Origin of the sequence: Flavobacterium sp. PL11, assembly GCF_035985025.1 — a bacterium.
Classification (GTDB): Bacteria; Bacteroidota; Bacteroidia; order Flavobacteriales; family Flavobacteriaceae; genus Flavobacterium.
Map to the genome: position 1 here is coordinate 15,419 of NZ_JAXCIA010000005.1, position 12,263 is coordinate 27,681.

Sequence of the window (12,263 nt, forward strand, 5' to 3'; positions counted from 1 at the left end):
ATGCAGTTAAACAGAAAAAGAACTAAATTAGATTTGAATTTCATTCGATTCAAATAAATGATCAGATTTAGTATGTACTTTGATTCTAAATTGCGAGATTAGAATTTGATGGATGTCAAATAGAATGAGATTGTTTTATGGATGTAAGTTTGTAGAAGTGATTTTTTTACTTATTCCATTTCGTCATATTTACTGAGCTTATCTAATGTGTCGGGTGATTGTCGGGTCAATTCCCCCTAAAATAGTTGCAGTAAAAAAAGAAGGTTTGTAGTATTGCCTTAAAATTAATAAAAAGTATATGAGACAACCAGAATTAGGTAAGATTCTAACGAACTTACGCAACGAAAAAGGACTAACGCAAGAAGAGTTAGTTGAAAAATGCAACATTAGCGTTCGAACTATTCAACGGATTGAAGCTGGAGAAGTAACGCCAAGAAGTTACACAATAAAAACAATTTTAGTCGCATTAGACCAAAATTTAGAAACCATTAAGGATTTTTTTTCTTTAGACAATTCGAGTCCATTATCGGTTTCGAAACAAGATTTTCAGATTTTAAACCTAGCGTTTATTCTAGGACTTGTTTATTTAATTCTTGGTTTTGTAGAAGTTTATGTTGGTGTAGATTTAGAATTAAATAAGACTTTAATTATTTCAAGTGAATTCTATGTCGCTGTAAAAATCATGTCTTTCATTACAATGCTCTTTTTCTATGCCGGTTTTGTGATTAGCGGAAAAATTTTTAAAAATTATTTACTTCGAATAAGTTCTGTTTTAATTATGATACTATTTGGCATAGCCTATTTTTTTGATATTTATTGTTGGTTTTCACCTTCAGAATCTGAAGATATTTTATAGATTGTGTTGTGCATTTTTATTGGATGTGCTTTTGTGTTGCATGGAATCGGTATTTTACGACTCAACAAATACTTAGGAGTAAATCTTTCGACCGTTTCTGCGGTGCTTATTATTATCACGGGAGCTACTTTTATCACGGTTTTACTCTTTATAGTTGGTTTGATTTTTCTAATTCCGGTTTCCCTTTTACAGTTAATCCTGCTTTATAAAATAAAAGAACTTTCGATAAATTCTTAATTTTCATACTCCTAATGTTTGTTAAGTATAAGGGAATAGAAATTTGACGTCTTATCTTTAAAATAATATAAAAACGAGCGTTTTTTAAACGCATTCATTTTTGTTGTATGTGAAATGTACTTTTTGTAACTGCCTTTCTGTTTTTCGATTTATACAATTAATTTTAATTGACTGTTACTGTTTTCGTGTGAGGGATTGAAGGAGCTCTTTTTTTAGAAGAATGTTCCATTTTTCTAAAAAAAAATAGAACAGAAAACCCGCTTTTGTTGCTAGCCATGAGTTGTAACTGGAAATAAATGTTGAACAACAAGGGCACGCCCAAATAAAAAAAAACCTATTAGAGAAAAAATCTCCAAAAAGGTTTCGATTTTGCAAAATCCCGACGTTTCGGGATTGTGTTAAATATAACAAAAAAAACCGCTCTTTGAAAGAACGGTTTTAGAAAATAATATTGAAATATTTACTTAATTTTGAAAGCTTTTTTTGCTGGAAAATAAGCTGTATCACCTAGCTCTTCCTCAATACGTAATAATTGATTGTATTTTGCCATACGATCTGAACGTGATGCAGAACCCGTTTTTATTTGACCACAATTTAAAGCTACTGCTAAGTCAGCAATTGTATTATCCTCTGTCTCGCCAGAACGATGGGACATCACAGATGTGTATCCAGCGTTTTTAGCCATATTTACTGCAGCAATTGTTTCTGATAATGTCCCTATTTGATTTACTTTTATCAAAATTGAATTGGCAATTCCTTTTTCAATTCCTGTTGATAAACGTTGCACATTGGTAACAAATAAATCATCTCCAACTAACTGGACTTTATCACCTATTTTTTCAGTAAGTAATTTCCATCCATCCCAGTCATTCTCATCCATACCATCTTCAATAGAGATAATAGGATAGTTAGCAGCTAATTCAGCTAAATATTCTACTTGTTCCGCCGATGATCTCACTTTACCTGTATCCCCTTCAAATTTAGAATAGTCATACTGACCATTAACGTAAAATTCAGCAGCTGCACAATCTAAAGCAATCATAATGTCTTCTCCAAAAACATAACCTGCTTTTTCAACTGCTTGCTTTATTGTATCTAATGCATCTTCGGTTCCTCCAGCAAGATTTGGTGCAAAACCACCTTCGTCTCCTACCGCTGTAGAAAGTCCTCTATCATGAAGTACTTTTTTTAAGCTATGAAAGATCTCAGTTCCCATTTGCATTGCATGCGTGAAAGTAGCCGCTTTTACAGGGATGATCATAAATTCTTGAAAAGCAATGGGTGCATCAGAATGCGACCCACCATTGATGATGTTCATCATAGGCACGGGTAAAGTATTTGCAGAAACACCGCCTACGTATCTGTATAAAGGCAAACCTAACTCATTTGCAGCAGCTTTTGCAATGGCAAGAGAAACCCCTAAAATTGCATTAGCACCTAAGTTAGATTTATTTGGAGTACCATCTAAATCGATCATCATTTGATCAATTAAATTTTGTTCAAAAACTGAGACACCTAAAAGTTCTTCAGCAATAAGTGTATTCACATTTTTCACAGCATTTAAAACACCTTTTCCAAGATATGCTTGCCCTCCATCACGTAACTCAACAGCTTCATGCTCGCCAGTTGACGCTCCAGAAGGAACTGCGGCTCTACCTAATATACCATTGTCTGTAATTACATCTACTTCAATAGTAGGATTTCCTCTTGAATCGAAAATTTGTCTTGCGTGAATTTTGATAATTATGCTCATATACTAAATATTTAAATTTAAAATACAAATATATCCTATCTTTTCGATTCATTTAGTGAAAACAATGAATCTTATTAACGAAAACGTTGTAAATGCTTATCAATTAAAAATAGGACTCCAAAATATAAAAACATAATTGATCAAATGATTTACTGATAGTTTAAAAAACAGGGGTTATAAATAAACAAAAAAGGGATACACTTTCACATAAAAGCAAATCCCTTTCTATTATTATAAGTACTTACTTAAAAGTAAATCATCTTTTTTATTGTTTGATATTATCTATAAATTGGTCAAATAAGTATGATGAATCATGTGGGCCAGGACTGGCTTCTGGATGGTATTGAACAGAGAAACAATTCTTATTCTTCATACGCATCCCAGCCACTGTTCCATCATTTAAGTGCACATGAGTTATTTCTAAATCAGGATTGTTTTCAAGTTCCTCCTTGTTAACAGCAAAACCATGATTTTGCGAGGTAATTTCTCCCTTGCCAGTAATAATATTTTTTACCGGATGATTAATACCTCTATGTCCATTAAACATTTTGTATGTAGAAATTCCATTTGCTAATCCAATGACTTGATGTCCAAGACATATACCGAATAAAGGCTTATCTTGATCTAAAATCTCTTTAGCAACTTGTATTGCGCTAGCAAGTGGTTCAGGATCGCCAGGGCCATTTGATAAAAAATAACCATCGGGCTCAAAAGTGGATAAATCTTGATAAGAAGAATCATAGGGGAAAACTTTAATATAGCAATCTCTGTTAGCGAGATTACGCAATATATTAGTTTTGATTCCTAAATCAAGAGCAGATATTTTGTAAGTCGCATTCTCATTTCCATAAAAATACGGTGTTTTAGTTGAAACTTGAGATGCTAATTCTAAGCCTTTCATATCAGGAACGTTAGATAAAGCCGTTTTCAAATCTTCGATGGAAGTATCGTCTGTACAGATAACAGCATTCATAGCTCCGTTGTCACGAATATAACTCACAAGAGCTCTCGTATCAATATCAGAAATACAAATTAGATCTTGCTTTATAAAGTAATCTTCCAAACCTCCCGATGCATCAGCACGAGAATAATTAAAACTGAAATTTTTACAAATTAATCCCGATATCTTAATACTATCAGATTCTATCTCAGCATCATTCACTCCGTAATTACCAATATGTGCATTAGTGGCAACCATTAATTGTCCAAAATAAGAAGGATCAGTAAATATTTCTTGATAGCCGGTCATTCCTGTATTGAAACAAACTTCACCAAAAGTAGTTCCACTTATGCCTATCGACTTTCCGTGGAACATGGTTCCGTCACTTAATAGTAGAATAGCGCTTTTTCTTGTTGTGTATTTCATTAGTAGTTATGTAAATATTGTGTTGTGTTAAAAATACTGACTCGATAAAATAATCAGTACGCTACAAAATTAATTTTTTAAAATAGTGTAGGCAAAAATATTATCTACTATTTTAAGCTAAAGCTTTATGGACGATATACCCTCAATATATCATTTATGTATCATAGACCTGATGGAAGCGGCATCCTCCTTGCCCAGATTTTGGGCAAGGAGATACAGCGCACAGCAGGAAGATTAGCGAACTGAAACTATAATTATTGCTCCAAAAAAATTCAAAAAAAAAGGATAAACTATAAATAGCTTATCCTTGATTTTATTGAATTATTATTTTCATAATTATTCTACTGGATCAGTCGTTGTTTCAGCATCAGCAGCTGGAGCAACAGGCTCAGAAGCATCATCTGCTTTCTTAGCTTTAGCACCACGACGGCTTTTTGCTTTTTTAACTTCTTTTTTACCTCCGTTGTAAAGTTCATTGAAATCTACTAATTCGATCATTGCCATATCAGCATTATCTCCTAAACGATTTCCAACTTTAATGATACGCGTGTATCCACCTGGACGATCACCAACTTTAGCAGCTACGTCTCTAAACAAATCAGTTACCGCATATTTACTACGCAAGTAAGCGAAGCAAATACGACGATTATGAGTCGTATCGGCTTTAGATTTAGTTATTAAAGGCTCAACAAATTGTTTAAGCGCTTTTGCTTTAGCAACAGTAGTATTAATACGCTTATGCTCAATAAGAGAGCAAGCCATATTAGCTAACATAGCTTTCCTATGTGAAGTCTGTCTGCTTAAGTGATTGAATTTTTTTCCGTGTCTCATGACGTTTTTTTTAATACTTTCATCTTGATACTATCCTTTTTGGAGATCAAAATATGAAGTAATTTATTCTTTATCTAATTTGTATTTTGCTAAATCCATACCGAAGTTTAAATTTTTAACTGCAACAAGTTCATCAAGTTCAGTTAAAGATTTTTTACCAAAATTACGGAATTTCATTAGGTCATTTTTATTGAACGATACTAAATCACCAAGTGTATCAACTTCAGCCGCTTTCAAGCAATTTAATGCTCTTACAGAAAGATCCATATCCACAAGCTTAGTTTTAAGCAATTGTCTCATGTGTAATGATTCTTCATCATACGATTCTGTTTGTGCAATTTCGTCAGCCTCAAGTGTAATTCTTTCGTCAGAAAATAACATAAAATGATGAATAAGAACTTTTGCAGCTTCAGTTAAAGCATCTTTTGGATTAATAGAGCCATCGGTTTTTATTTCAAAAACTAATTTTTCATAATCTGTTTTTTGCTCTACACGAAAATTTTCGATCGTGTATTTAACATTTTTTACCGGAGTAAAAATTGAATCTGTATATATAGTTCCAATTGCAGCATTCTGTTTTTTATTCTCTTCAGCGGGAACGTATCCTCTACCTTTTTCGATTGTTAAATCGAAATTAAGTTTGATTTTACTATCTAAATTACAAATTACTAGTTCTGGGTTCAAAACTTGAAAACCTGAAATAAATTTTTGAAAATCACCAGCTGTTAATTGATCTCTACCAGAAACAGAAATTGTAACTGATTCATTATCTACATCTTCAATTTGACGTTTAAAACGTACTTGTTTTAGATTAAGAATAATTTCGGTAACGTCTTCAACAACTCCTGCTATAGTAGAAAACTCATGATCTACACCTTCTATGCGAACCGATGTAATTGCATAACCTTCTAATGCTGAAAGCAAAACTCTTCTAAGTGCATTACCAACAGTCAATCCGTAACCAGGTTCTAAAGGTCTAAATTCAAATTTACCTTCAAAATCAGTGGAATTGATCATGATAACTTTATCGGGCTTCTGAAAATTAAATATTGCCATAAATTTCGACTAAGTCAATTATTATTTGTTGTACAACTCTACGATTAATTGTTCTTTAATGTTTTCTGGAATTTGAAGTCTAGCTGGTACAGTTACAAAAGTACCTTCTTTAACGTCGTTATTCCAAGTAATCCACTCATAAACATGACTTGAATTAGATAAAGAACGTTCGATAGCATCTAAAGATTTAGATTTTTCACGAACTGCAACTTTGTCACCTGGTTTTAAGTGATAAGATGCGATATTTACAACATCACCATTTACAGTAATGTGTCTGTGCGAAACTAATTGTCTAGCACCTCTTCTAGAAGGAGCAATTCCCATTCTAAAAACAACATTGTCTAATCTTGCTTCACACAATTGTAAAAGCACTTCACCAGTTACTCCTTTAGTAGCCGATGCTTTTTTAAACAAACCTCTAAATTGCTTTTCTAATATTCCATAAGAATATTTAGCTTTTTGCTTTTCCATTAACTGGATTGCATATTCAGATTTTTTACCTCTTTTCTTAGCCATCCCGTGTTGTCCAGGTGGGTAACTTCTTCTTTCGAATGCTTTGTCATCTCCGAAAATTGCTTCGCCAAATTTACGAGCAATTCTAGTTTTTGGACCAGTATATCTTGCCATTTCTAAAAATTAATTAAGGTAGAGATTATGAATTCAGGTCATATCCTTCGATAATCGTGTATTCTACCTAGTTATACTTAAATATATTATTAAACTCTACGTCTTTTTGGAGGACGACATCCGTTGTGTGGCATTGGAGTAACATCGATAATCTCTGTAACTTCAATTCCACCGTTATGTAAGGAACGAATAGCAGACTCACGTCCGTTTCCTGGTCCTTTTACATACACCTTCACTTTTTTCAATCCAGCTTCAAGAGCTACTTTACTACAATCTTCTGCTGCCATTTGGGCTGCGTATGGAGTATTCTTTTTAGAACCTCTAAAACCCATTTTTCCAGCTGAAGACCATGAAATAACTTCACCTTTTTTGTTTGTCAAAGAAATGATGATATTGTTAAAAGTAGCAGAAATATGAGCTTCTCCCGTTGATTCAACGATAACTTTACGTTTTTTTGCAGTTGCTTTAGCCATATTACTTATTATTTAGTTGCTTTTTTCTTGTTAGCAACAGTTTTTCTTTTACCTTTTCTAGTTCTAGAGTTGTTTTTAGTTCTTTGTCCTCTTAATGGAAGACCTGATCTATGACGGATACCTCTATAACAACCAATATCCATTAAACGTTTGATGTTTAAAGAAACCTCAGAACGCAATTCACCTTCAATTTTAAAAACACCAACAGCTTCACGAATTGCTCCGATTTCGTCGTCATTCCAATCTTGAACTTTTTTATCTTGGCTAACTTGAGCTTTTTCTAAAATCTCAATTGCTCTACTTTTTCCTAATCCAAAGATGTAGGTAAGTGCTATAACACCTCTCTTATTTTTCGGGATGTCTACCCCTGCTATTCTTGCCATAATTATCCTTGTCTTTGTTTAAATCTAGGATTCTTTTTGTTTATTACGTACAATCTCCCTTTTCTACGCACAATCTTGCACTCGGGACTTCTCTTTTTTACTGAAGCTCTAACTTTCATTTTAAATTGCTTTATGCTATATGCTTTCTGCTTTAAGCTTATCACCTATTGCCTTTTGCCTATGGCCTATTTAATATCTATAAGTAATTCTTGCCTTTGACAAATCATAAGGGCTCATTTCTAGTTTCACTTTATCACCAGGTAATAATTTGATGTAATGCATACGCATTTTTCCAGATATATGGGCTATTACAATATGTCCATTCTCTAATTCTACACGGAACATCGCATTTGATAATGCTTCAATGATTGACCCGTCTTGTTCTATTGCTGATTGTTTTGCCATAAAGTTAAGCTACTGCTTTTCTATTTTTACCACTTTTCATTAAACCATCATAATGTCTATTCAACAAATATGAATTGATTTGCTGCATTGTATCTATGGCAACACCAACCATAATTATTAATGAAGTACCTCCAAAAAACATTGCCCAAGATTGTTGCACATCCATAATACTTACTATTATCGCTGGGAACACAGCAATTAAGGCTAGAAATAAAGAACCTGGAAAAGTTATTAAAGACATTACTTTATCAAGATAATCAGAAGTTTCAACCCCTGGACGTATGCCTGGAATAAAACCACCGCTCCTCTTTAAATCATCTGACATTTTATTAGTAGGAACTGTAATCGCGGTATAAAAGAATGTAAATACAATTATTAAAGTTGCAAATACTAAATTATACCAAAATCCAAACATATTACTAAAAGCACCTACAATAGATTGGGACGCATCAGATTTAGATAAACCTGCTAAAGCAGCTGGTATAAACATAATTGCCTGTGCAAATATGATCGGCATAACTCCAGAAGCATTAAGCTTTAAAGGAATCCATTGTCTATTTCCATTTAGCATATCTTGCTCAAAATCTCCTGATGTAGTACGACGAGCATACTGTACTGGAATCTTTCTCACCGCCATCACTAATAGAACACAACAAATAATAACGAGTAACCACACTATAATTTCAATAACCAATAACATTGGGCCACCATTATTATTAGTAACTCTAGTTGTAAATTCTTGAATAAAAGCTTGTGGAAATCTAGCCAATATACCAACCATGATCAATAATGAAATACCATTTCCTATACCTTTATCAGTGATTTTTTCTCCTAACCACATGGCAAAAATTGTACCTGTAACTAAAATGATAACTGATGAAAATAAGAATTCAAATGAATTGAACCCCAATAAAAATGCATTGCCTGGTAATGTTCTATATAAATTATAGATGTAAGTTGGACCTTGAACTAAAGTAATAGCAATTGTCAACCAACGTGTAATTTGATTAATCTTTTTTCTACCGCTTTCTCCATCACTTTGTAATTTTTGCAAATAAGGAATTGCTATTCCCATAAGCTGTACTACAATAGAAGCAGAGATATAGGGCATAATTCCCAAAGCAAAAACAGAAGCTTGAGAAAATGCACCTCCAGTAAACATGTCAAGAATTGAACCAATTCCTTCTTTGGTTTGCCCAGCTAAATTACCCAACTGTGTAGCATCAATGCCTGGAAGGGTAACTTGCGCCCCAAACCGATAAACTATAAGTAATCCTAATGTTATTAAGATTCTATTTTTAAGTTCTTCAATTTTCCAAACATTACTTATTGATTCAATAAATTTCTTCATATTAATAGAAAAATTACATTGTTACCGCTTCTCCACCAGCAGCTTCAATAGCGGCTTTTGCAGTAGCAGTAAATTTGTGAGCGGTTACTTTTAATTTTGCAGTTAGTTCACCTCTACCTAAAATCTTTACGATTTCATTTTTAGTAGCTAAACGATTTGCAACATAAACTGTCATATCAACAGTATCTTTAATAACACCATTATCAACTAAATGTTGAAGTGTATCAAGATTTACACCTTCGTAATCTTTACGATTGATGTTTGTAAAACCAAACTTAGGTACACGTCTTTGAAGGGGCATTTGCCCTCCTTCAAATCCAATCTTTTTAGAATAACCAGAACGAGATTTTGCTCCTTTGTGTCCTCTTGCAGAAGTACCACCTTTTCCAGAACCTTCTCCTCTACCTAATCTTTTATTTTGATTGTGTGTAGAACCTTCAGCAGGTTGTAAGTTACTTAAATTCATAACAGTATTTGTTATTTAGCTTCCTCAACAGAAACTAAGTGTTTAACTTTATTTATCATCCCAAGGATTGCAGGGTTTGAATCATGCTCTACAACTTGTCCCATTTTACGTAGACCTAAAGCTTCTAATCCTCTTTTTTGAGTAAGTGGACAGTTGATTTTGCTTCTAACTTGTTTTACTAATAATTTAGCCATAATTTCCTTGAATTAACCTTTAAAAACTTTTTCTAAAGAAACACCTCTCTGTTTTGCAACAGCATAAGCACTTCTCATTTGTAATAAAGCATCAAAAGTAGCTTTTACTACGTTGTGAGGATTTGAAGATCCTTGCGATTTAGACAATACATCATGAATTCCTACTGATTCAAGAACTGAACGAACAGCTCCACCAGCAATAACTCCTGTACCATGAGAGGCTGGAATTAAGAACACACGTGCACCACCAAATTTACCTTTTTGTTCGTGAGGAACTGAAAGACCATTTAGAGGAATTTTTACTAGATTTTTCTTTGCATCTTCTACTGCTTTCGCAATTGCTTCAGAAACGTCTTTAGATTTCCCTAAACCATGTCCAACTACTCCGTTTTCATCACCTACAACTACGATAGCAGAAAAACCAAATGCTCTACCACCTTTTGTAACCTTAGTAACACGATTTACACTTACCAAACGATCTTTTAATTCAAGACCACTTGGCTTTACTAACTCTACATTCTTGTATTTACTATTAGACATACTATATTAGAATTTAAGTCCAGCCGCTCTTGCGCCTTCCGCTAATGATTTAATACGACCGTGATATAAATAACCTCCTCTATCGAAAGTTACCACATCAAAACCAGCTTTTAATGCTTTTTCAGCAACTAGTTTTCCAACTGCTAAAGCTACTTCAATGTTCGTACCGTTACCTATTTCTTTTTCTCTTGAAGAAGCTGCTAGTAAAGTAACTCCGTTTACGTCATCAATAAGTTGAGCATAAATTTCTTTGTTACTTCTAAATACAGATAGTCTTGGATTAGTAGCTGTACCACTAATTGTCTTTCTAATTCTGAATCTAATTCTTTGTCTTCTTTCAGGTTTTGTTAATGACATAATCTTATTTTTTAAGCTGATTTACCTGCTTTTCTTCTTAATACTTCACCTACGAATTTAACACCTTTTCCTTTGTACGGCTCAGGCTTACGGAAACCTCTGATTTTCGCAGCTACTTGGCCCAAAAGTTGTTTGTCAAATGATGTTAATTTAACGATAGGGTTCTTACCTTTTTCTGATATTGTTTCTAAAGTAACTTCAGAAGCTATCTCTAAAACAATATTATGAGAGAATCCAAGTGCTAAATCTAATTTTTGTCCTTGACTTGTAGCTCTATAACCAACTCCAACCAATTCTAAAGACTTTGTAAAACCATCTGTAACTCCAATAATCATGTTATTGATTAATGATCTATACAATCCGTGTTTTGCTCTTTGATCTTTATGATCAGACGATCTTTCAACTTGAACTTGATCGCCTTCAACTGTAACAGTTACGTCCGAAAACTCCTGAGTTAGTTGACCATTTTTTCCTTTAACTGTAATAATACCGTTAGCAACTTCAACAGTTACACCAGCTGGTATTGTTACTGGGCTTTTACCTATTCTTGACATCTTTATATAGTCTTTAAATTAGTATACGTAACAAATTACTTCACCACCAACATTAAGCTGCTTTGCTTTCTTTCCAGTCATTAAACCTTTTGAAGTTGACACGATCGCAATCCCTAAACCGTTAAGGATTCTTGGAATAGATGAAGAACTTGAATATTTACGTAAACCTGGTTTACTAATTCTTTGGATATCTTTAATTACGGACTCTTTAGTATCTTTATCATACTTCAAAGCAATCTTGATTGAACCCTGAACGGCGTTGTCTTCAAATTTGTAACTCAAGATATAACCTTGATCAAATAAGATCTTGGTTATTTCTTTTTTTAGATTAGATGCAGGAATTTCGACAACTTTGTGGTTTGCTGCCACAGCGTTACGAACTCTTGTCAAATAATCGGCAATAGGATCTGTATACATTTGTATTAATTTGCGATCTTGGTTTTCTTTAAGACGATCTTATTGAACCTGAGACCAATTTATAAATATTAATGATACAGACAAAACGTAAGTTGTGCCTGTATCAGAACGTAATAAAATTACGTCTTACCAAGATGCTTTTTTCACACCTGGAATCAATCCGTTATTTGCCATTTCACGAAATGTTACACGTGAAAGACCGAATTGACGCATATAACCTCTTGGTCTACCTGTTAATTTACAACGATTGTGCAAACGAACTGGTGAAGCATTTTTCGGTAACTTTTGCAAACCTACGAAATCTCCAGCTTCTAACAAAGCTTTTCTTTTCTCAGCATATTTAGCTACTGTTTTTTCTCTCTTAACCTCGCGGGCTTTCATTGATTCTTTAGCCATG

18 protein-coding genes are annotated in these 12,263 nt (G+C 33.5%); 1 reads left to right on the top strand and 17 read right to left on the bottom strand.

Features of this window, described 5'->3' with window-relative positions; all coding sequences use genetic code 11:
- Nucleotides 1–298 precede the first annotated feature (298 nt).
- Nucleotides 299–856: a helix-turn-helix domain-containing protein gene (locus RCH18_RS03865; RefSeq protein WP_326935454.1), complete on the top strand. Its 558-nt coding sequence runs from the start codon at nucleotides 299–301 to the stop codon at nucleotides 854–856.
- A 697-nt stretch (nucleotides 857–1,553) separates the two neighbouring features.
- Here the strand turns inward: RCH18_RS03865 and eno are convergent.
- The 17 genes from eno to rpsN form a co-directional block, all read right to left on the bottom strand.
- Nucleotides 1,554–2,846, bottom strand: a complete 1,293-nt coding sequence (gene eno, locus RCH18_RS03870) for a phosphopyruvate hydratase (RefSeq protein WP_326935455.1) — start codon at nucleotides 2,844–2,846, stop codon at nucleotides 1,554–1,556.
- Nucleotides 2,847–3,111: 265 nt separating this feature from the next.
- Nucleotides 3,112–4,212, bottom strand: a complete 1,101-nt coding sequence (gene carA, locus RCH18_RS03875; RefSeq protein ID WP_326935456.1) for a glutamine-hydrolyzing carbamoyl-phosphate synthase small subunit — start codon at nucleotides 4,210–4,212, stop codon at nucleotides 3,112–3,114.
- A 336-nt stretch (nucleotides 4,213–4,548) separates the two neighbouring features.
- A complete protein-coding gene (gene rplQ, locus RCH18_RS03880; protein ID WP_326935457.1) occupies nucleotides 4,549–5,043 on the bottom strand; it encodes a 50S ribosomal protein L17 in 495 nt (164 codons plus the stop codon).
- A gap of 63 nt (nucleotides 5,044–5,106) precedes the next feature.
- Nucleotides 5,107–6,099, bottom strand: a complete 993-nt coding sequence (locus RCH18_RS03885; protein WP_326935458.1) for a DNA-directed RNA polymerase subunit alpha — start codon at nucleotides 6,097–6,099, stop codon at nucleotides 5,107–5,109.
- 21 nt (nucleotides 6,100–6,120) lie between these two features.
- Nucleotides 6,121–6,726: a 30S ribosomal protein S4 gene (gene rpsD, locus RCH18_RS03890; protein ID WP_072992271.1), complete on the bottom strand. Its 606-nt coding sequence runs from the start codon at nucleotides 6,724–6,726 to the stop codon at nucleotides 6,121–6,123.
- Nucleotides 6,727–6,815: 89 nt separating this feature from the next.
- The gene (gene rpsK / locus RCH18_RS03895; RefSeq protein ID WP_024981527.1) at nucleotides 6,816–7,199 is read right to left on the bottom strand and encodes a 30S ribosomal protein S11; all 384 of its coding nucleotides are present in this window, start codon (nucleotides 7,197–7,199) and stop codon (nucleotides 6,816–6,818) included.
- Nucleotides 7,200–7,207: 8 nt separating this feature from the next.
- Nucleotides 7,208–7,582: a 30S ribosomal protein S13 gene (rpsM, locus tag RCH18_RS03900; RefSeq protein ID WP_072992272.1), complete on the bottom strand. Its 375-nt coding sequence runs from the start codon at nucleotides 7,580–7,582 to the stop codon at nucleotides 7,208–7,210.
- A 2-nt stretch (nucleotides 7,583–7,584) separates the two neighbouring features.
- Complete coding sequence (gene ykgO / locus RCH18_RS03905; RefSeq protein ID WP_008992256.1) at nucleotides 7,585–7,701, bottom strand: type B 50S ribosomal protein L36; 117 nt, start codon at nucleotides 7,699–7,701, stop codon at nucleotides 7,585–7,587.
- 70 nt (nucleotides 7,702–7,771) lie between these two features.
- Nucleotides 7,772–7,987: a translation initiation factor IF-1 gene (gene infA / locus RCH18_RS03910; RefSeq protein WP_007136545.1), complete on the bottom strand. Its 216-nt coding sequence runs from the start codon at nucleotides 7,985–7,987 to the stop codon at nucleotides 7,772–7,774.
- Nucleotides 7,988–7,991: 4 nt separating this feature from the next.
- The gene (gene secY / locus RCH18_RS03915; RefSeq protein ID WP_326935461.1) at nucleotides 7,992–9,338 is read right to left on the bottom strand and encodes a preprotein translocase subunit SecY; all 1,347 of its coding nucleotides are present in this window, start codon (nucleotides 9,336–9,338) and stop codon (nucleotides 7,992–7,994) included.
- Nucleotides 9,339–9,351: 13 nt separating this feature from the next.
- Nucleotides 9,352–9,804, bottom strand: a complete 453-nt coding sequence (gene rplO / locus RCH18_RS03920) for a 50S ribosomal protein L15 (RefSeq protein WP_326935462.1) — start codon at nucleotides 9,802–9,804, stop codon at nucleotides 9,352–9,354.
- Between the two features lie 11 nt (nucleotides 9,805–9,815).
- Nucleotides 9,816–9,998, bottom strand: coding sequence for a 50S ribosomal protein L30 (gene rpmD, locus RCH18_RS03925; RefSeq protein WP_026706255.1), 183 nt, complete (start codon nucleotides 9,996–9,998; stop codon nucleotides 9,816–9,818).
- A 12-nt stretch (nucleotides 9,999–10,010) separates the two neighbouring features.
- Nucleotides 10,011–10,538, bottom strand: coding sequence for a 30S ribosomal protein S5 (gene rpsE / locus RCH18_RS03930; protein ID WP_121925773.1), 528 nt, complete (start codon nucleotides 10,536–10,538; stop codon nucleotides 10,011–10,013).
- A 6-nt stretch (nucleotides 10,539–10,544) separates the two neighbouring features.
- Complete coding sequence (gene rplR, locus RCH18_RS03935; protein WP_326935463.1) at nucleotides 10,545–10,895, bottom strand: 50S ribosomal protein L18; 351 nt, start codon at nucleotides 10,893–10,895, stop codon at nucleotides 10,545–10,547.
- Between the two features lie 11 nt (nucleotides 10,896–10,906).
- On the bottom strand, nucleotides 10,907–11,449 hold the full coding sequence (gene rplF / locus RCH18_RS03940; RefSeq protein ID WP_326935464.1) for a 50S ribosomal protein L6: 543 nt from the start codon (nucleotides 11,447–11,449) through the stop codon (nucleotides 10,907–10,909).
- Nucleotides 11,450–11,467: 18 nt separating this feature from the next.
- Entirely contained in the window at nucleotides 11,468–11,866 is a 399-nt protein-coding gene (gene rpsH, locus RCH18_RS03945) for a 30S ribosomal protein S8 (RefSeq protein WP_026707006.1), read from the bottom strand.
- 126 nt (nucleotides 11,867–11,992) lie between these two features.
- Entirely contained in the window at nucleotides 11,993–12,262 is a 270-nt protein-coding gene (rpsN, locus tag RCH18_RS03950; RefSeq protein ID WP_007136553.1) for a 30S ribosomal protein S14, read from the bottom strand.
- Between the last annotated feature and the right edge of the window lies 1 nt (nucleotide 12,263).